This window comes from Apilactobacillus waqarii (genome assembly GCF_019061205.1).
Classification (GTDB): domain Bacteria; phylum Bacillota; class Bacilli; order Lactobacillales; family Lactobacillaceae; genus Apilactobacillus; species Apilactobacillus waqarii.
This window is the reverse complement of sequence record NZ_JAHQYH010000003.1, coordinates 74880-93697: the sequence shown is the minus strand read 5'-3', so window position 1 is coordinate 93697 and position 18818 is coordinate 74880. Positions and strand designations below refer to the sequence as shown.

Below are 18818 nucleotides of genomic sequence, written 5' to 3'. Positions count from 1 at the left end.
TTAACCATTCAATACATATAAGCGCCCAAATCAACATCATAATATCTGCGATTATCAGCCATACTTTTCGACTATTATAGATGTTGTCCGCCTCCTTATTACAATTAGTTATTTACTTGTCCTTGTGCTTTGGCTATTTCGTCGGCATCCCTTAGACTTAGTTTTTCAACATCTAAGACCTTGTCCACTAGTCCATTATAGAAACTAGTTTCGTGAGATACGATGATTGCATTTCCTGGGAAGTTGTTAATTGCGTGTTTTAGTGATTCTTTGGTTTCATCATCCAAGTGGTTAGTAGGTTCGTCCATGATCAAGAAGTTAGATGGAGTGAATTCCAACATCGCTAGCTTAACCTTTGTTTGTTCTCCCCCGGATAATTCACCAATTGGCTTAGAAGCATTTGCTGAATCCAAACCACACTTAGCAAGTTTTGTTCTGATTTCTTTTTGTTCCAACTTAGGGAACTTGTTTTGAATGATTTGCATTGGAGTTTCATTATTGTTGCTCCATACCAAATCTTGGCTAAAGTAACTAACCTTAGCTGATGGTGAGAATGTTGCCTTTCCACCCTTTGGTTCTAGGATTCCTAGAATGGACTTGATTAGAGTTGACTTACCAACCCCGTTAAATCCTTGGAAACCAACCTTTTCATCAGTATTAACTGAGAAGCTAACTGGTTTTAGTAATGGTTTGTCATAACCAACTGATAGTTCGTCGACAACCAATGCATTTTGTGAACCAGTGTCTTCATATGGGAAGTTAAATGATGCGTGGATGTTAGTCGAAGGTGGATCAACCAATTCCATATGTGATAGCATCTTTTCTCTTGATTTAGCCATTGTTGATTTTGAACCGGCCTTGTTCTTTCTAATGAAGGCTTTGGCCTTTTCAATTTCAACTTGTTGCTTATCGTATTCTCTTTGTTGAACCATTTCACGTTCAGCCTTTTGACGCATGGCTGACTTGAAGTCACCACGGTACTTGGTAATCTTACCAAAGGCGATATTTACGATACAGTTAGTAACGTTTTCCAAGAAGTCGTAATCATGGGAAATTACCATTACGGCACCGTCAAAACCATTGATGTAGTCTTCCAACCACGCAATGTGGGCAACGTCTAGGTAGTTAGTAGGTTCATCAAGTAAGATAACGTCTGGATTTTCTAGAATTAATTTAGCTAGGATAATCTTTGAACGTTGTCCACCTGACATGTTGGTGATTTGTTGATCACGTTTGACATCATCTAGACCTAAACCGGTGATTACTCGTTCAATTTCGGTCTCAATATCATAGAAGCGTTTTGCTTCTAGTTCTTCTTGAATTCTTCCCGCTTGTTCTAATAACTTGTCATCAAAGTTTTCTGCATATTGTTCATACAATTCTTGCATGTGCTTTGATTTATCGTATAGGTCTTGATAAGCAGTGTGTAAGAAATCAATCAATGTCATTCCTTCTGGAATATCGGCGTATTGGTCCAAGTAACCAACGCTTACATTGTTTTGCCACTTCACTGAACCTGAAATTGGCAATTCCACTCCGGTAATAATCTTAATCAAAGTAGATTTTCCTACCCCGTTTTGTCCAACAATTCCCATATGTTCACCCTTATTAAGGGTAAAACTTGCTTCATCGTATAGTTTTTTGTCGGCAAAACCCATACTGATATCTTTAACATCTAATAAAGCCACAGTCTTTTTCTCCTTTTTTCTATTCCGTACTTATATATAATTACAAAATTAACACATTTTAGGACTAAACGTCAATTTTTCGGCGTTTTCAGCAACATTAAATCGTTGCAACTCCGTCGATAATGGTATAATTGATTGTGTAAAAATTTAAAAAAGGAATGATCATAATGAAGGTCAAAGATATTGACCATATTACAATCTTTGCCAATGATTTAAAGCTATGCATGCGTTTTTACCATGAAGTTTTAGATCTTCCAATCGTTGAATTCACAGATGACAGACTTGAATTTCAACTTGGCAAACAAAAACTAATCTTCCTTCAAAATGACAGTGACGATAATGTCCCGGAAAATCCTACGCCGGGTTCATCTAAATTCTGCATCATTGTGAAGGACTCATTAACGGACTTAAGTGCCCATTTAGCCAACTATGGTGTTACCATCATCGATGGACCCAAAAAGGTTCATGGTTCCAATGGACCAATGAATTCACTTTTCATAAATGATCCAGAAAAAAATGTAATTGAGATTTGTGAATATTAATTAAGAATTATAATCAATATCACACTTTTTTTAATTAATTTTAAGTGCTAACAAACGTTATTATTATGCCCAATAAGCAGCAAAAACTGTGTCATGGTAGGTCTTTAAACATTTTACATGGACATGGATTTTTGTTAGTATACTCAAAGACCATGAAAGGAGTTTTATGAAAAAAAATAAGAAATCAAGAAAAGTAGGTTTATTTCAAATTGTAATGTTGGGACTTAGTTCCATTATTGGTTCAGGTTGGTTATTCGGTTCATGGGAAGCTTCCCGTGTTGCTGGTCCAGCTGCTATCATCTCATGGGTAATCGGTGCTATTGTTATCGGTGCTATCGCCTTTAACTATATCGAACTAGGTTCAATGTTCCCCGAAAGTGGTGGTATGAGTAAGTACGCTCAATACACCCACGGGTCTCTATTAGGTTTTATTGCTGCCTGGTCTAACTGGGTATCATTAGTTACCTTGATTCCAATCGAAGCCGTTGCCGCAACCCAATACATGGGTTCATGGCCATGGAAATGGGCTCACTGGACTCACGGTTTTATCGTAAATGGAGAAATTTCTAATCTAGGTTTATTTGTCGTTTTTCTTTTCATATTAGTCTTCACGCTATTAAATTATTGGTCTGTTAATTTACTAGCTAAATTCACTAGTTTCATTTCAATTTTCAAACTAGGAATTCCGCTACTTACTATCATCATGTTACTCCTATCAGGATTCCATGGTGGAAACTTCGCATCACAAGGTTTCATGCCTTATGGTAGCGCTGCTATTTTCTCAGCAACAACAGCTTCAGGAATTATTTTCTCATACAATGCCTTCCAAGTTGTTATTAACATGGGAAAAGAAATTAAGAACCCTAAACGTAATATCGCTTTAGGTATTACAATTTCATTGGCTATTAGTATTGTTATCTACGTTGCACTTCAATTTACATTCATTAGTGCCGTAGAACCATCAGTACTTGCCAAGGTAGGTTGGCATGGTATCAACTTCGAATCACCATTCGCCGACTTAGCAATTATGTTAGGCCTACACTGGCTTGCCGTATTGCTATACTTTGACGCATTCATTTCACCATTTGGTACAGGAGTTTCATTTGTTGCTCAAACAAGTCGTACTCTTGCTGCCATGGTACAAAATGAACACATGCCTAAGTTCTTAGGTAAAATTAACGAACGTTGGGGTGTTCCAAGAATTGCGATGGTTGTTAATATGATCATCTCTGTTCTATTAGTTGCTCTATTCAGAAGTTGGGGTACACTTGCTAGTGTTATTTCTACTTCAACATTGATTGCATACTTAACTGGTCCAGTTACAGTAACATCATTGAGAAAGATGGCACCTAATTTCAAACGTCCAATTCGTATGAGAATGCTACAATTTATGGCACCTTTCGCCTTTGTATTAGCTAGTTTAGCTGCTTACTGGGCAATGTGGCCAACAACCGTTAAGGTTATCGTAGTTATTCTATTAGGTCTTCCATTCTACTTCTACTTTGAATGGAAAACTGACTGGAAAAAGACAAAGAACCAATTTGCCGGTAGTTTCTGGATGATTGGTTACCTAATCTTCATCTCAGTAATGTCATACGTAGGTTCAGCACCATTTGGTGGTCAAAACTGGATTCCATATCCATTGGACTTCGTTGTGATTATTATTGTTTCCCTAGCTTTCTACAGATGGGGAATTTCCAGTTCAATGGTAAGTACTGATCTTCATAATGCTAAAGTGGTCAATGACCAAATCAATCTAGACGCATATGAAGATGAACCAACTGACGAAAATAAAGAAGACAAATAAAGCATAAGAACACCAAATGGTGTTCTTTTTTATTTGCTCTATGTTTTATTTCTTGACAATTGTAATTCTTAAACTTAAAATGAACTTAACTTAAATTGAGAGGAGAAAGAACCAATGAAGAATATTTTATCAACAAGTCTAAGTTCTCGTTGGCAAAGCTGGTGCCTATAGGTCGCATTACTAGTATAGATGCGACTTATGATGCAATCATTAAGCGCATCTGTACCGGCTTCTTTCTCACGAATAAATAAGCCTGTGCGGATATGATTCGAACACCACAGGCCATAAGAACGGGTAACCTGTAGTGTCTTGGGTTATCCGTTTTTTTATTGCATTTATTTACCATTTTAAGCTTTATGACAAAAGGAGAATGAGTTATGAAAAGACTTTATACAGTCATTTTTGTCCTGGTCGTCTTACTAGGATTTGGTTTTTACCAAGAAAAACAACCACACAAGATCAGTCGTGATCACACCCCTACTGTTGGGATTTTACAACTTACAGAACATCCCGCTTTAGACGCAATCCATAAAGGAATTATCGATGGATTAAAAGAATCTGGTTACACTCCAGGTAAAAACATCAATATTGATTTTCAAAACGCAGAAGGTGATCAAGGAAACTTAAAGACAATGAGTTCTAAGTTTGCAACCGAAAACGTCGACATGTCAATCGGTATCACCACCCCATCAGCGCAAGTACTAGCTAATACAGTTAAAAACGCACCGCTTATTCTAGGTGCGATTACTGACCCTAAGTCAGCTGGCTTGGTTGATTCGAACGAACACCCCGGACGCCAAGTTACAGGTGTTTCAGATTTTCCTCCAATGAAGGAAGAATTAAAGCTAATCAAAGAAATTATGCCTAATCTACATACTCTAGGGGTAATTTACACATCAAGTGATGATTCAGCTACATCTCAATATCATCAATTCGTAGAACTATGCAAGAAAGAACACGTTAACGTTAAGGGATACTCAATTTCAAACACTAACGACTTAAACCAAGTTGCCACTCAAATGGTACAAAACGTTGATGCTGTCTACGTACCAAATGACAACACCGTTGCTTCAGCAATCCAAACACTAGTAAACGTTGCTAACACTAAGAACGTTCCAGTCTTTCCTACTGCTTCAACTGTTGTTAAGCAAGGTGCTTTAGCTACCATTGGTTTAAACCAATACAAGCTGGGTGTCCAAACTGGTAAGATGGCTGCTCGTGTTCTAAAGGGTGCTAACCCAGCCGACATGCCTATCGAAAAGCTAAGTCATGGTGACCTAGCAATCAACTTAGGCCAAGCTAAGAAACTTGGTATCAAGATTCCTGACTACCTAATTAAGGAAGCCAAAAGAAAAGGAGTGATTTACAAATGAGTTTAATTATTTCAGCAATCGGACAAGGACTATTATGGTCCGTAATCGGAATTGGTCTTTACCTAACATTTAGAATTCTAGACTTCCCTGATATGACCGTTGAAGGAACTTTCCCAATGGGTGCTGCAACAGCCGTTACGGCAATTGCTCATGGTGTCAATCCTGTTTTAGCTACCATCCTCGCCTTCTTAGTTGGATGTGTCGCTGGTCTTGTTACCGGTCTTTTATACACTAAAGCAAAGATTCCTGTACTACTTGCCGGAATCTTAGTAATGACTGCTTCATATTCAATCGATCTTCGAATCATGGGTAAGCCCAACCAATCACTATTAGGGCTTCCTACGTTACTAAGTGGTAAGTTTCTACAATCATTACCACCTTACTTCGATGGTGTATTCGTTGGTTTCATCGTCATCACCGTCGTAACTTTAATCCTTATTTACTTCCTACAAACTGATTTAGGTCAAGCCTTCATCGCCACTGGTGATAACGAAAACATGGCCGAATCACTAGGTATCAACACCGACAACATGAAAATCATGGGTGTGAGTGTATCTAACGGACTAATCGCCTTAGGTGGTGCTTTAGTTGCTCAAAACAACGGTTACTCAGACGTTAACATGGGTATCGGTATCATCGTTGTTGCCTTAGCATCAATCATCATTGGTGAAGTTATCTTCGGTGACTTAACCATGAACCAACGTCTTGTTGCCGTAATCGTCGGTAGTATTTTATACCGTCTAGTATTACTACTAGTGCTACAACTTGGTTTCAATGCCAACGACTTGAACTTAATCTCATCAATCCTACTTGCGATTTTCATGGGTCTTCCCGCATTCGAAAGTCGCTTCCATCTAAAACATGTCTTAAAGAGGGGGCTAAAAAATGACTAAGACAATCTTTCAATTAAAAGATGTCGTAAAGACCGTTAACGAAGATACTCCAGAAGAATTAAACATCTTAGATCATGTTGACCTAGATATTCATGAAGGAGACTTCATCACCATCTTAGGTTCCAACGGTGCTGGTAAATCAACGTTATTCAACACCATTGGTGGTAACCTTCGCCCTACTGCTGGTAAGGTTATCTACAAGGATAAAGACATTACTAACATGTCAGTTGTTAAACGTACATCATTTTTAAGCCGTGTCTTCCAAGACCCTAAGCTAGGAACTGCTCCTCGTATGACAGTTGCCGAAAACCTATTGCTTGCTGAAAAACGTGGTGGTCACCATCACCTAATACCTCGTAAACTAAAGGGTGAAATGAAACGTTTCAAAGACATCACCGCTAAGATGAACAACAACTTAGATCATCGTTTAAACACTGCGACTGGTAGTCTATCTGGTGGTCAACGCCAAGCTTTGAGTTTTCTAATGGCAACCATTAAAAAACCTGGCATCTTACTACTAGATGAACATACCGCTGCTTTGGATCCTAAGACATCCCAAAACCTAATGGACATCACTGATGAAACCATTAAGGAACAAAACCTAACCTGTCTTATGATTACCCACCACCTAGAAGATGCATTGAGGTATGGAAACCGCCTATTGGTACTTCACCAAGGAAAGATTTCATACGACATTTCAGGTGAAGACAAACAAAAGCTAACCAAAGAAGAATTACTTACATTCTTCAACGATATTCAATAAAAAAAGAAGGCATCATTTGATGCCTTCTTTTTGTTTAGCTTATTTTTCGTAAATTTTGACAAGTCCTTGGGTTCCGTCATCACCTAATTGATAATCGTTAACCATCTTGTCGTATAATTGTTTAGCTAATTTGGTAGCTGGTAAATCAATGTGCATTTCTTCAGCACCTTGTAAGGCGATTCGTAAGTCCTTCAAGAAGTGCTTAGCTGAAAATCCAGGCTTAAAGTCACCCTTCAATACACGTGGGCCATAGTTATCTAAGCTCCAGTTATCTGCACTACCACTTGAGACGGTATCCATCATTGAACCTAAGTCCAATCCGGCAGCCTTACCGTATTCGTACATTTCGACCATTCCAGTCATTGTACCTGCAATCATGATTTGGTTTGCCATCTTAGTATGTTGACCCTTACCGGCACCACCAAATAGTTTTACTTGGCTGCCCATGGTATCTAGAATTGGTTTAACCTTATCAAAGGTTTCTTGATTACCACCAACCATGATGGTTAAGGCACCCTTTTTTGCACCAACATCACCACCGGATACGGGGGCATCCAATGTTTCGATACCCTTCTTTTGGCCTTCAGCAAAGATTTCTTCGTCTAATTTTGGTGTTGAAGTGGTCGAATCAATCAAGATGGTGTCTGAATCGGCGCCCTTGAATAATCCGTTATCACCAAAGTAAATTTCTTTTACGTCATCAGGGAAACCAGCAATTGTGATCACAACATCTGAAGATTGTGCGATTTGTTCAGGCGTATCTAACCACTTAGCACCGTTATCGATGACGCTTTGCGCGTGAGCCTTGGTACGGTTAAATACGTTTACCTCATATCCTGCTTTCAATAAATTATTAATCATTGAGGAACCCATTACACCGGTTCCGATAAATCCAATTGTCATGTTTCATCCCTCCTTAATTAAAACACTATAGCTATTTATCGATATCTTCAAACATTTAGCTTAATTCCTATCAGGTTCAATATTTGTTATAATATAAGTGCAAATCTTTTTTCCGAATGGAGGATTATTATTATGAATAATGGTGACAATGACAACCGTATTCGTAAATATACTTTCGATGATACATTTATGAACTCCGAAAATAATCAGTCAAATTCAAATCACATTTGGCCAATTATTATCTTTATCGTCGTTGTGGCAGCGTTAATCTTAGGCGGAGTAAAAGCCGTTACCTACTTCACTAGCAGCCATGACAATCAAGCCACTAAGATGACTCAATCAAGTAATCAAAGTAGTTCAAGTATGGATGAATCAAACACATCCGAACAAAGTAAGAATAACCAAACTAAGAGTAATTCATCAAACCAATCAAAGAAGAAGACCATGTTTGATGGTACTCACATCTTTAGTTCTGTTGCTGACGCGCAAAACTACGCTAAGGCAACGCAAAGTCAGTGGGTTCAAGCTGGTTATCAAACCTATACCGTTTCAGCCGATTCACAGGGTTATTACATCTTAAAATTTGTTAGATAGGAGGATTATTCATGAAAGTAAACGTTCAATTAGACAACAACCGTCTACCAGACAAGTACACTCGTCATGCAGCTGAGGAGTTTAAGCAAAACGATTTTCCAATCGTATCATTTCCCTTCTCAATTGAAGATGTTCCTGCCGACACCAAGGAAATCGCCTTTGCACTAACCGATTTAGATTCAATTCCAGTATGTGGTTTTGAATGGATTCACTGGTTAGTCGCTGGACTAGATGGTAAGGACGTGGTTGTTCCTGAAAACGCAAGTCAAGAAAATCCACTACACTGGACTCAAGGTAACAACAGTTCAGCTGGTCACATCTATAACCTAGGTGATCAACCTATCAGTCACAAGTACATGGGACCTAAGCCACCAAGTGGTGTGCATGATTACACATTGACCGTTTATGCGTTAGACCAAAAGCTAAACTTCAAGGATGGCTTCTGGTACAACGAACTACTTCATAACATCGAAGGTCACATTATCGAACGAGTAAAAGTCGATTTACCTGTTGAAAACTAATAAAAAAGCGTTGCCGATTTGGCAACGCTTTTTATTTTTATAGTCGAGCAATTCGTTGGGCTTCGTCTTCTAGTCTAAAACACAAATCTAATGCGTCTTTTTTGAAGTCCTCAACGAAGCTTTCTCCATTTGATTTAAATTCAGCAATTTGACGACCACTGATACCGGTAACTGTGAAAGTTACTCCATCATCAGCTAGCTTAGAAGTGTCGTAGTGACCTTCTTCTGCTTCTTCTAGGTAATCTTGGAATAAATCAGCAACCGCTTGGAAGATTACTTCTTCTTCGGTTACCTTATGTCCGTCGATTAACATACGAGCCATCTTTAATTTTACTTCGTCCATGTTTTCTGGAATTAATTCACTCATTATTAACACCATCCTTAGCTATCATTTTATCATAATCCATAATCATTTTTAGAAAATAATGCGTTAAAAATGAAATCACTTTTTCAATCATGTTATTATCTTATTATAAAGGAGTGTTCGAAATGAAAATCGGAATTATCGGTGCAGGCCCTCGTGGTCTGTTAATGCTTAACAATTTGATTCAAAACTTTGAATCATCTGATCATGACAATTTAACAATTCATCTTTTCGACCGTGCCGTTGCAGGTGGCCGTGTCTGGAAAGTCAAACAACCAATTAGTCTAATTATGAATACCCCTGCCAATGAACTTTCATTATTCGATGATGGACAAAAAGATGCACTAAGTATTTCGCAATGGTGCCAATCAGATATCTCAAATGAGTTTATCAACAGTCTAGATGTTGATAACAAAGACGAGTTACTAACAGCTGTTGATAAGATTAACGACAGAAGTTATGTTCCTCGTGCCATTTGCGGTGCCTACTGCCAATGGTTCTTCCAACAATTAGTTGAACAAATCAAGGACAACGACAACATCAATTTGGCTGTTCACTTCAACCAAAATGTGGATAACGTCGAAAAGGTCAAGGATGATTCTTTCGTCGTATCTGTGGGTGATGTGGATTATCCTGTTGATAAGCTAGTATTCAGTCTAGGTCAACAAGAAAACAAGTTAACCAAAGACCAAGAATCACTTCAAAAATACGCTAAGGACTACGGTCTAACCTACATTTTACCTGGTGAAGCTGATGAAGCGGATTTATCAACAATCACCAGTGATCAAAATGTGATTATCCGTGGAATGGGTCTTAGTTTTAATGACTTCGTATCCCGTCTAACCGAGGGCCGTGGTGGATACTTCACCAACAACGGTGACGATACCCTAACTTACCATGCATCAGGTGATGAACCTACTATCTTTGCTGGTTCAAGACGTGGTGTGCCTTACTATCCTAAAGCAATTAGTCAAAAGGCATTCAACGAAAACTATCCAGCTGTCTTTTTAACCAACGAAAATGTGGATAAACATCTAAAGGATGGCCATATCTCATTCGAAGATTTCCACATGTTATTAAGATTAGACATCGAATATCGTTACTACAGCTTTTTATTCAGTCTAAAACATCCAGAAATCGATGTTGAAGACTTCCAAAAGAAGTTCAAAGAAACTGACAACCACAACGCTTTAATCGGTAGTTACCACCTACCAACTGAAGAAGTCTTTGATTGGGACAAGATTTTAAACCCAGTCGCTGGTGTAAAGATATCCACACTGGATAACTATCAAGAACACATCAAGACTTGGTTAAAAGAAATGATCGACGACGCTTTACTAGGCTCTAAGACCGGTCCTGTCATCGGTTCACTAGAAATGCTACGTGATCTTCGTGACAACATTCGTTACGTGTTATCTAATCACTTATTTACAAACGATGATTTGGTGCATAAGTACCTAGGTCGTTTCTCTTCGGACATGAAGTTCCTATCACAAGGTGCTCCAGCAGTTCGAAGCCAAGAAATCCTAGCATTGATGGATGCCGGTATCGTGAAGATTATCGGTCCTCAAATGCAAGTTATCGGTGCCAACCACAAGTTCATCACCCGTTCAGCATTCTACGGTGAAGAAATTATCCACGGTGATGCTTTAATCGAAGCACGTACCAACGCTCCTGTTACCAAGGTTTCCGCAAACCCTGTTATCACAAGCATGATGGATAACGGCTTAATCAAGCCACTTCCAATCACCTTATCTGATGGTGAAACAGTGGATAACTCATCTGTGGATATCGACATTAAGACTGACCAAGTGGTCGGCCAACCAAACTTATACACATGGGGATTAAATACCGAAGGGTTGTACTTCGTTACCTCAGCTATCCCTCGTCCAGGTGTTAATGATTCAATCTTACGCGCCGGAGACGATATCGCCAAAGAGCTATTAGACATCTTTGTTGAAAACCCAACCATTTACATGTAAGCAAAAAAGCCATTCAATCGAATGGCTTTTTTTATTTGAGTTCTTCTTTTCTATCAATGATAAATTTCGCAAAGTGTTGACTGGCGATTGGTAGCTCGTCTTTACTCTTATAAACAATTGCGACTGGTCTAGTCACGTTTGGTTCAACCGGCTTACTGACGATATTGAAGTCGGTACGACGATAAACTAATTCGGATAGTATGCTGACCCCTAGTCCTGCTTCAACCATCGCCATGATGGTGTAGTCATCTTGAATCTTGTAGCGCACGTTTGGTGTGACACCGGAACATTTAAATGCTTCAAGTGGTTCACTGTATCCACCACCCTCAACTAGGATGAATGGATCATCTGCGAGGGCTTCAATTGGCACTGCATCGGCGTTGGCATATGGATGATCAACTGGAATGAACGCATTCATGTTAGTGTTGTGGACAATTGTCTTATTAAAACCTTCTCCGTATTCAGCGGTCATGATGGCAAAATCAATTTGGTCGGTTTTCAACCAATCGATGATGGTTCCATAGTCACCCTGGTTTAAAACGAAATTAATCTGTGGATAAAGAGCCTTAAACTCTTTGAAGAGGTCTGGCAACCAGTAACAACTAACACTAGTAATTGCCCCAATTTTGACCGTTCCTGATTGAAGGCCATTGATTTCGTTAGCGGTGTCAATTAATCCACGGTATTGACGAAGCGCTTGTCTGATATGTGGATAAAGTTTTTCCCCATCCGGTGTTAACTCAACTCCTGATCTGGAACGCTTTAGGATGTGCATGTTGAATTCCTTTTCCAAATTGGACATCATTTGACTAACAGAAGATTGGGTATAACCCAGTTGTTCTGCGGCTTTAGTGAAACTCTTATTCTGTAATACTGCTTCTAGTACAATAAATCGATTCATCTTATATCATCTTTTCTTATGTAAATATTGAATTTATTAATTTTACTTATGTTGGTACTCATTATATAGTTAATAGTACAAATAAACAAGAAAAGGTGTTGATATCTATGCAAATTTTTAAAAAGGAATCGGTTAGCAATTATTTAGAGGCCGATTCACGATTATCCAAGTCTTTGACCACTAAAGACTTGATTGGTTTGGGTATCGGTGCCGTGATTGGTACCGGGATTTTCATCCTTCCCGGACACGAAGCCGCCAGTCATGCTGGTCCAGCCGTTGCGATTGCCTTTTTAATGGCAGCCATCGTTTCTGGATTAGTTGGTATGGCCTACGCAGAATTTTCATCGGCCATGCCAATTGCCGGATCAGCTTACTCATTTGGTTCAGTTGTCTATGGTGAAATTGTTGGTTGGATTTTGGGTTGGGCCCTAATCCTTGAATACTTCTTAGCAGTATCGGCAGAAGCTACCGGTTTTGCCGCTTACTTTAATAACAATATCTTAGCCGCCATCGGAATTAATTTACCGACCGCCCTACAAGCCAGTCCAATGGAAGGTGGCGTGATTAACATCTCAGCCGTCCTCATTGTGATTGTGATTGCGGGAATTCTGCTAATGGGTTCGGAAATGTCAAAACGCGTTGAAAACTTCGCCGTGATTGTCAAAGTCGCCATTATCATTATTTTCATCATCATCGGTGCTTTCTACGTTAAGACAAGTAATTATGTTCCTTTCTACCCTGCTCAATTCCACTCAACTCCATTTGGTATGGGTGGTATATTCACAGCAGCTGCCACTGTCTTCTTTGCTTTCATTGGTTTTGATGCATTAGCTTCTAACTCCGCTGAAACCATTGACCCCGGTAAGAACGTGATCAAGGGAATTATCGGTACTGTGATTATCGCCGTAGTTTTATATGTTGCATTTTCAATGGTACTTACTGGAATCGTTAATTACAAAGAACTAAATGTTGATGATCCTGCAGCTTATGCTCTTCAAATTATTCACTTGTCAGCATTCAATAAACTAATTACTATCGGTGCTTTGTTTGGAATTTTTACCGCCATGGTAACTATGTTCATCGGTGGTTCTCGCCTAGTATACGCACTTGGTAGAGACGGCCTTTTGCCTAAGTTCATCGGCCGTGTTAACGCCAAGCATTCAGTACCCAAGAACGCGATTATCATTGCAACTATCGTTCAAGCTGTCTTTGCTGGTTTGGTTCCATTGACGCAACTAGCATCATTGATTAACGCTGGAACATTGATTGCCTTCGCATTTATCTCATTTGGTGTTATCAAACTTCGTCGTAGAAAAGATATTAAAAACACAGGATTCAAGATGCCATGGTATCCATTCCTACCAATCGTAGCTGGTGTATTCAGCATCTTCTTCATCATCATGCTTCCAGACATTACCAAGATTTCCGTTGGTATCTGGATCGTGATTGGATTTATCTTCTACTTCGTTTATGGAGTTCACCATTCAAAACTACAAAAACAAGACTAAACGAAAAAAGCCCTGGATTAAATCCAGCGGCTTTTTATTTTTCGTTATAAATAAATGAATTATCCGGAATACGGATTAGAGTATAACTCTTGAACTGACGTCCTGCATGTAATCCGATTCCATTCCAAAAACTGTCTTTATACGTAACGGTTACGTCGGCAACCCACGCTCTTTGGTATTTCTTGTCTAGCGTCTTAGCTTCATTGTCATTCCATCTAACCGCTGACTTTTGAACATTAATTTCGCTATTAGTACCAACTAGCACGCTTGATGCTGAACTTGATACTGATAGACGTTGTCCATTAACCAAATATGAGTAAGACTGATTCAAAGATGAATTATTCCCACTTTTGACCTTCACATAGTAAGAGCTGTTACCATTGGTATCCAAAATTAATGGCTTGAAGTCACGTGTTGTGACAACATTTGATCCATTAACGTTTGGATAGAATGTCTCAAAAGACATAAATCCAATCCCAGCAAATAACACGACGATTTGTGCAATCGTCTTTAAATGGTGAGTTAATGAAAAGTCGTAGTGCCCATTTATGATTAGCCTACTTCTTCTTACCCCGATGTTATGAATAATAAAAATTGCATAAATAACCAAAATTATCCAAAGAAGTAGGCCAACTATATTCCAGGCCGATTCCATAAATCTTCTCCTTTATACTAGTAATCAAAGATACTTTACTATTCTACACTATTTTAGAAAAAATACAAAATTCTTATGCTAACTATTATTATTTCAAAGCTGAATCGTGGTTGTTAACCAGTTTAATCAACTTGGCAGTGTCGGAAAATTCGGCATAATCGTTAACAACGACGGTGATTACTCTGTCTTTGCCAGGTTGTTGAGCAGTCGCAACTAGACATAGTCCAGCGGCAACAGTATAACCGGTCTTTAAACCATCGACATGCAAACTTTCATCGTAAAAAGGTCTACCAGGTAGTAAACTATTTTCATTAAATAAAGTTTGACCATCAACTTTTTCATATACTTGTTTAGCATCATCAATTACTTTTGGATAAATTGATAGAACATGATCAGCGATGATTGCGATACTCTTAGAAGATATCATGTTAGCGTCGTCCTTACCACCGACTTGAGCATAACCAAACTTAGCTAGGTCGCTGTTTTCAAGTCCTGATGATGACACAAAGGTAGCGTCTAAATTCCACGCTTTAGCTTGTTGGTTCATCATCTTGATGAACTTCACATTAGAACCTGCCACCCATTGGCCCAATGCGATCGCAGCATTGTTGGATGATTGGACTAAAGCAGCTTTGTATAGATCACGAACTGTATACTTATGTCCGTCCCTGAACTTAAATCCACCTAGTTCCACGTCGTTTCCTAGTTTCTTTAATCCCTTATTACTGGTGTCGACAACTTGATTCCAGCCGTTGGTCTTTTCGGCCTTTTGAATCGCTAGATATAAGGTCATTAGTTTGGCTAATGATGCGACCTTAATCTTCTTGTCCCCGTTTTGTGAATAAACGACCTTATTCTTGGTAGAATCTAATGCCACAGCAGCACTCGCGTTCTTTACTTTATCCTGTGACATCTTAATTAAGTCGGTCTTATAGTTTTGTGGATCTTGTTGGTAGTCAGGTTGATAACCTTGTTTTGAGTTTGTTATTTTGGTGTATTCTTGTCGAATAAACGAGAATGGATTACTGAATTGTTCGTATGCCCCTAATCCAATCGCCGCGACGAATATTATTGTTAGTCTTTTTATTGATTTCTTCATTCATATTTACTTCCATTTATCATAATTTCACTATCTAAAGTTACCACGAAATCGCCGTTACGACAAGGTGTCTAGCTTTTTAAAATTGTTAATGAAAATATAAGCATTGCATTTAAAATTAATAAATAGTATAGTTAATTTAAATTGATAATTAATGTTTGGGGTGCCGGAATTCGGCTGAGATTCATACCCATAGTACCTGATTCAGGATAATCCCTGCGAAGGAAAACAACCCTTTTATTTTTAATGCTTTACAAATTATGAAATAAATTGGACTCCAAACACTTGCTGTTTGGGGTCCTTTTTTTGGAGGAAACTATGAAAAACACATGGTCACTTAGAAACATCATTTTACTTACATTAATCTCAATTATCTGTGGAATTATCTTCTTCGCCACAGGTTTTCTATACAACGCAGTAAGTCTTGCACTTACTCCCTATGGTCTTGCACCTCTTGCTAACGATCTACTACTTGGTCTTTGGATAATGGCAGCTCCACTTGCAGGTTTTATCTTCAAACGTCCAGGTGCTCCCTTACTAGCTGAGGTAATCGGGGCCATCGTTGAAATGTTCTTAGGTGGACAATGGGGTGTCGAAACAATCATCTCTGGTATCGAACAAGGTATCGCAACTGAATTAGGTTTCGCTGCTACTAAATACAAGCACTTCGATTGGTTAGGTGTATTCGCTACTACCATCTCTACTACTGTAATCACATTTATCTATGACTGGTTCAAGAGTGGTTACAATGCTTATTCTATCCACATGCTTATCATCTTATTCATCGCAAGATTCATTTCAATTTTCATCTTTGGTGGTGTGTTATCAAAACTAATTGCCAACATGTTGGAAAACAGTCACGTTATCAAATAATAGGAGTGTCAATTTTTGAATAACTTATCAATTAACAATTTGACATACCAATATACTGGTACTTCGAAGCCGACTTTTAAAGGGGTTAGCTTGGCTTTCGAATCAAATCAAATGGCATTGATATACAGTCCTTCTGGTTCTGGTAAATCAACGCTTTTGAAGACAATCGCAGGATTTTATCCACAATATAACGACGGTACTATCGACGGCGTTATCAATTTTAATCACCAAGACATCGCTGAATTTTCAGAATGGGAATTGCGACAAACTATTTCCATGATGTTCCAAGATCCAATGCAACAATTTTGTATGGCTACCGTGGAAGACGAATTCATCTTCACCCTAGAAAATCTTCAAGTTGAACCTGATAAAATGGATCAAGTCATCGAAGATGCCCTTTCTTTCACTCATACCAATAATTTAAAAAAGCGCGAATTCAAGACTCTTTCCGGTGGTGAAAAACAAAAAGTTGCACTAAGTATAATCGTAGCAATTAACGCTCCTGTTATTCTATTGGATGAACCATTTGCCAATGTCGATATCATATCTCGCCTGGAACTGATTAGTCTATTGAGCCAGCTAAAGGAATCAGGCAAGATTGTCATCGGCATCGATCACGACCTTATGGGCTACGAAAATCAAATCGACCAGTTAATCGGTTTCGATGAAAACAAAACAACGTTTAAACCTTTAGATGATGCGGCAGTCAAAGAATTATTCAATCAATTCAACAATTCCACAAATCGTCCACTATCAAACGAAGTTGTTGGAGAACCCATCGTTAACTGCGTAGATTTATCAATTGCCAACTATGACATGCAATTAATTAATCATTTAGATTTAGACTTGATGAAGCAAAAAACCACCTTAATTACCGGTCCCAACGGATGTGGTAAATCAAGTCTGTTCAAAACATTTATCAAGCAACATGATTTTGATGGTGAAATTAACTTCAACCACAAATCAATTCGCAAAATCCGTTTAAACAAGTACTTACAAAGTGTTGGAATGATTTTCCAAGAATCAACCAAGCAATTCATTAAAATCACCGTCGAAGACGAACTAGAACTATCCAAGAAGAATGCATTCAACCACTGGTTGGACGACGACCAAATCGCTGAATACACTCAAAGACTTGGTCTAGATGAGCTATCCGATCGTGTCATCTACTCTTTAAGTGATGGCCAAAAGAAACGACTACAAATCCTAAGCATGGTCATGATGGGACACTCACTTCTTCTTTTAGACGAACCTTTTAATGGTATCAACGTTGAATATGTTGCCGTCGTCGTTGATTTATTGAATCACGCAAAGGCTTACGGTCAAACGCAACTGCTAATCTCTCACCAAACTCATGGCCTAGAGAACCTAGTTGATTACCATTTAGCATTTGATGATCACAAACTAACTTATCAGGAGGCCTTTTAATGAATCCCGTATTAAAACTACTGATGATGTTAGTGATTGCCTTGGAAATTTCATTTACAACATCAGTTAGACTAAACCTAGTTATCTTCGTTGTTAGTCTAATCTATCTAATCTTCTTCGCTTCATTTAAGCGAATCCTATACTTATTATTCGTCACTTTAATTCCCGCGGCCGGAATTTATTTCGCCCAAAAGATGAATGGTGACTATCAATACGGTATCTTATTGGTGACTCGTCTATACGCGTTTGTCACACTGGGTGGAACTTACACATGTAAGACCTCCATCGAGGATTTGGCTGGTAGTCTGGAACAAAATTTTCACGTGCCCAGCAAGTTTGCCTACGGAGTCATGGGCGCCTTTAACTTGATTGAAACCATCAAACAAGAGATTGTCGACATCAAGTTAGCCGCTAAAATGAGAAACGTGCATCTATCCTATGTTTCTCCAACCCTTTACTTCAAGTCAATCCTAGCTGCCATGAACTGGTCCACCCTACTAGCTCAAGGAATGAATTCACATTTATTCGTTGAAGGAAACAGCCGAACCCATTTCAAAAAGATCATAATCAAGCCAACTGACTACCTAATTTTCTTGGTTGTGGTTGTCGCTGTCCAAATTATCCTAATTTTTTAGACTTTATTTTTATTCTTATACTAAAATAAGTTATAATGTAATTGTCGGATGGATTTTGTTAGGAGGGTTCTTATGAATCGTAAATTGAATAAGATTGCTGAAGAAATTGTTACTTATCAAAAGAATAATGATATGCCAGATACATTATTGGCTTATAACCTACATTTTAGTGTAGAGGAATTGCATGACATTAAGAGCATGCGCAGATCCCCAAATCAAGATGAAGTAGATATTATCAAACAAAAATTAGGCTAAGCAAAAAAGGAACCCGAAATATCGGGTTCCTTTT

19 protein-coding genes and 1 riboswitch are annotated in these 18818 nt (G+C 38.5%); of the genes, 13 read left to right on the top strand and 6 right to left on the bottom strand.

The genetic code is table 11. The annotated features are described in order from the left end of the window. Positions 1–104: 104 nt before the first annotated feature. The gene (locus KTJ72_RS02930; protein ID WP_034531619.1) at positions 105–1658 is read right to left on the bottom strand and encodes an ABC-F family ATP-binding cassette domain-containing protein; all 1554 of its coding nucleotides are present in this window, start codon (positions 1656–1658) and stop codon (positions 105–107) included. Between the two features lie 197 nt (positions 1659–1855). Here KTJ72_RS02930 and KTJ72_RS02925 point away from each other — a divergent pair, with 197 nt between their 5' ends. From KTJ72_RS02925 to KTJ72_RS02905, 5 genes are all read left to right on the top strand, one after another. Next, positions 1856–2230 (top strand): VOC family protein, encoded by a 375-nt coding sequence (locus KTJ72_RS02925; RefSeq protein ID WP_041152956.1) that lies wholly within the window; start codon positions 1856–1858, stop codon positions 2228–2230. Positions 2231–2396: 166 nt separating this feature from the next. Then, positions 2397–4037, top strand: a complete 1641-nt coding sequence (locus tag KTJ72_RS02920) for an APC family permease (RefSeq protein ID WP_041152957.1) — start codon at positions 2397–2399, stop codon at positions 4035–4037. A 377-nt stretch (positions 4038–4414) separates the two neighbouring features. Further along, on the top strand, positions 4415–5410 hold the full coding sequence (gene trpX / locus KTJ72_RS02915) for a tryptophan ABC transporter substrate-binding protein (protein WP_217304118.1): 996 nt from the start codon (positions 4415–4417) through the stop codon (positions 5408–5410). Then, positions 5407–6303, top strand: a complete 897-nt coding sequence (locus tag KTJ72_RS02910) for an ABC transporter permease (protein ID WP_034531435.1) — start codon at positions 5407–5409, stop codon at positions 6301–6303. The genes trpX and KTJ72_RS02910 overlap by 4 nt, the downstream gene beginning before the upstream one ends. Further along, positions 6296–7066: an ABC transporter ATP-binding protein gene (locus KTJ72_RS02905; protein ID WP_217304117.1), complete on the top strand. Its 771-nt coding sequence runs from the start codon at positions 6296–6298 to the stop codon at positions 7064–7066. Before KTJ72_RS02910 ends, KTJ72_RS02905 begins: the two co-directional genes overlap by 8 nt. Positions 7067–7105: 39 nt before the next feature. On the opposite strand, the gene KTJ72_RS02900 is transcribed toward KTJ72_RS02905, so the two are convergent. Then, positions 7106–7969 carry an NAD(P)-dependent oxidoreductase gene (locus tag KTJ72_RS02900; protein ID WP_217304116.1) on the bottom strand — a complete coding sequence of 288 codons (864 nt, stop codon included), beginning with the start codon at positions 7967–7969 and terminating at the stop codon, positions 7106–7108. Positions 7970–8101: 132 nt separating this feature from the next. Between KTJ72_RS02900 and KTJ72_RS02895 the strand changes: the two genes are divergently transcribed. Next, positions 8102–8563 (top strand): hypothetical protein, encoded by a 462-nt coding sequence (locus KTJ72_RS02895; protein ID WP_217304115.1) that lies wholly within the window; start codon positions 8102–8104, stop codon positions 8561–8563. Between the two features lie 11 nt (positions 8564–8574). Beyond that, on the top strand, positions 8575–9084 hold the full coding sequence (locus KTJ72_RS02890; RefSeq protein WP_217304114.1) for a YbhB/YbcL family Raf kinase inhibitor-like protein: 510 nt from the start codon (positions 8575–8577) through the stop codon (positions 9082–9084). A gap of 37 nt (positions 9085–9121) precedes the next feature. On the opposite strand, the gene KTJ72_RS02885 is transcribed toward KTJ72_RS02890, so the two are convergent. Continuing rightward, positions 9122–9451, bottom strand: coding sequence for a hypothetical protein (locus KTJ72_RS02885; RefSeq protein ID WP_041152962.1), 330 nt, complete (start codon positions 9449–9451; stop codon positions 9122–9124). Positions 9452–9573: 122 nt separating this feature from the next. Here KTJ72_RS02885 and KTJ72_RS02880 point away from each other — a divergent pair, with 122 nt between their 5' ends. Continuing rightward, entirely contained in the window at positions 9574–11430 is a 1857-nt protein-coding gene (locus KTJ72_RS02880) for an FAD/NAD(P)-binding protein (RefSeq protein ID WP_217304113.1), read from the top strand. Positions 11431–11461: 31 nt separating this feature from the next. Here KTJ72_RS02880 and KTJ72_RS02875 read toward each other — a convergent pair whose 3' ends face one another. After that, positions 11462–12331, bottom strand: coding sequence for a LysR family transcriptional regulator (locus tag KTJ72_RS02875; RefSeq protein ID WP_217304112.1), 870 nt, complete (start codon positions 12329–12331; stop codon positions 11462–11464). A 107-nt stretch (positions 12332–12438) separates the two neighbouring features. Between KTJ72_RS02875 and KTJ72_RS02870 the strand changes: the two genes are divergently transcribed. Next, positions 12439–13839: an APC family permease gene (locus tag KTJ72_RS02870; protein ID WP_217304111.1), complete on the top strand. Its 1401-nt coding sequence runs from the start codon at positions 12439–12441 to the stop codon at positions 13837–13839. 34 nt (positions 13840–13873) lie between these two features. On the opposite strand, the gene KTJ72_RS02865 is transcribed toward KTJ72_RS02870, so the two are convergent. Next, positions 13874–14494 carry an LVIS_2131 family protein gene (locus KTJ72_RS02865; protein ID WP_053796831.1) on the bottom strand — a complete coding sequence of 207 codons (621 nt, stop codon included), beginning with the start codon at positions 14492–14494 and terminating at the stop codon, positions 13874–13876. 88 nt (positions 14495–14582) lie between these two features. Beyond that, the gene (locus KTJ72_RS02860) at positions 14583–15593 is read right to left on the bottom strand and encodes a D-alanyl-D-alanine carboxypeptidase family protein (RefSeq protein WP_217304110.1); all 1011 of its coding nucleotides are present in this window, start codon (positions 15591–15593) and stop codon (positions 14583–14585) included. A gap of 149 nt (positions 15594–15742) precedes the next feature. Next, a riboswitch (TPP riboswitch) is annotated at positions 15743–15837 on the top strand. Between the two features lie 74 nt (positions 15838–15911). Here KTJ72_RS02860 and KTJ72_RS02855 point away from each other — a divergent pair. The 4 genes from KTJ72_RS02855 (at position 15912) to KTJ72_RS02840 (ending at position 18784) form a co-directional block, all read left to right on the top strand. Then, entirely contained in the window at positions 15912–16466 is a 555-nt protein-coding gene (locus tag KTJ72_RS02855; protein WP_217304109.1) for an ECF transporter S component, read from the top strand. Positions 16467–16481: 15 nt separating this feature from the next. After that, the gene (locus KTJ72_RS02850; RefSeq protein WP_217304108.1) at positions 16482–17894 is read left to right on the top strand and encodes an ATP-binding cassette domain-containing protein; all 1413 of its coding nucleotides are present in this window, start codon (positions 16482–16484) and stop codon (positions 17892–17894) included. Beyond that, on the top strand, positions 17894–18529 hold the full coding sequence (locus KTJ72_RS02845) for an energy-coupling factor transporter transmembrane component T family protein (RefSeq protein WP_217304107.1): 636 nt from the start codon (positions 17894–17896) through the stop codon (positions 18527–18529). The genes KTJ72_RS02850 and KTJ72_RS02845 overlap by 1 nt, the downstream gene beginning before the upstream one ends. A gap of 72 nt (positions 18530–18601) precedes the next feature. Further along, positions 18602–18784 (top strand): LBP_cg2779 family protein, encoded by a 183-nt coding sequence (locus KTJ72_RS02840; RefSeq protein WP_034530908.1) that lies wholly within the window; start codon positions 18602–18604, stop codon positions 18782–18784. The last annotated feature ends 34 nt before the right edge of the window (positions 18785–18818 follow it).

What these genes read in the sequence shown, in the direction of transcription:
- KTJ72_RS02890 (WP_217304114.1), top strand. Translation starts at nt 8,575, where the DNA reads ATGAAAGTAAACGTTCAATTAGACAACAACCGTCTACCAGACAAGTAC.
- KTJ72_RS02930 (WP_034531619.1), bottom strand. Translation starts at nt 1,658, where the DNA reads ATGGGTTTTGCCGACAAAAAACTATACGATGAAGCAAGTTTTACCCTT.
- KTJ72_RS02845 (WP_217304107.1), top strand. Translation starts at nt 17,894, where the DNA reads ATGAATCCCGTATTAAAACTACTGATGATGTTAGTGATTGCCTTGGAA.
- KTJ72_RS02840 (WP_034530908.1), top strand. Translation starts at nt 18,602, where the DNA reads ATGAATCGTAAATTGAATAAGATTGCTGAAGAAATTGTTACTTATCAA.
- trpX (WP_217304118.1), top strand. Translation starts at nt 4,415, where the DNA reads ATGAAAAGACTTTATACAGTCATTTTTGTCCTGGTCGTCTTACTAGGA.
- KTJ72_RS02860 (WP_217304110.1), bottom strand. Translation starts at nt 15,593, where the DNA reads ATGAAGAAATCAATAAAAAGACTAACAATAATATTCGTCGCGGCGATT.
- KTJ72_RS02875 (WP_217304112.1), bottom strand. Translation starts at nt 12,331, where the DNA reads ATGAATCGATTTATTGTACTAGAAGCAGTATTACAGAATAAGAGTTTC.
- KTJ72_RS02895 (WP_217304115.1), top strand. Translation starts at nt 8,102, where the DNA reads ATGAATAATGGTGACAATGACAACCGTATTCGTAAATATACTTTCGAT.
- KTJ72_RS02870 (WP_217304111.1), top strand. Translation starts at nt 12,439, where the DNA reads ATGCAAATTTTTAAAAAGGAATCGGTTAGCAATTATTTAGAGGCCGAT.
- KTJ72_RS02905 (WP_217304117.1), top strand. Translation starts at nt 6,296, where the DNA reads ATGACTAAGACAATCTTTCAATTAAAAGATGTCGTAAAGACCGTTAAC.
- KTJ72_RS02880 (WP_217304113.1), top strand. Translation starts at nt 9,574, where the DNA reads ATGAAAATCGGAATTATCGGTGCAGGCCCTCGTGGTCTGTTAATGCTT.
- KTJ72_RS02885 (WP_041152962.1), bottom strand. Translation starts at nt 9,451, where the DNA reads ATGAGTGAATTAATTCCAGAAAACATGGACGAAGTAAAATTAAAGATG.
- KTJ72_RS02920 (WP_041152957.1), top strand. Translation starts at nt 2,397, where the DNA reads ATGAAAAAAAATAAGAAATCAAGAAAAGTAGGTTTATTTCAAATTGTA.
- KTJ72_RS02865 (WP_053796831.1), bottom strand. Translation starts at nt 14,494, where the DNA reads ATGGAATCGGCCTGGAATATAGTTGGCCTACTTCTTTGGATAATTTTG.
- KTJ72_RS02925 (WP_041152956.1), top strand. Translation starts at nt 1,856, where the DNA reads ATGAAGGTCAAAGATATTGACCATATTACAATCTTTGCCAATGATTTA.
- KTJ72_RS02910 (WP_034531435.1), top strand. Translation starts at nt 5,407, where the DNA reads ATGAGTTTAATTATTTCAGCAATCGGACAAGGACTATTATGGTCCGTA.
- KTJ72_RS02855 (WP_217304109.1), top strand. Translation starts at nt 15,912, where the DNA reads ATGAAAAACACATGGTCACTTAGAAACATCATTTTACTTACATTAATC.
- KTJ72_RS02900 (WP_217304116.1), bottom strand. Translation starts at nt 7,969, where the DNA reads ATGACAATTGGATTTATCGGAACCGGTGTAATGGGTTCCTCAATGATT.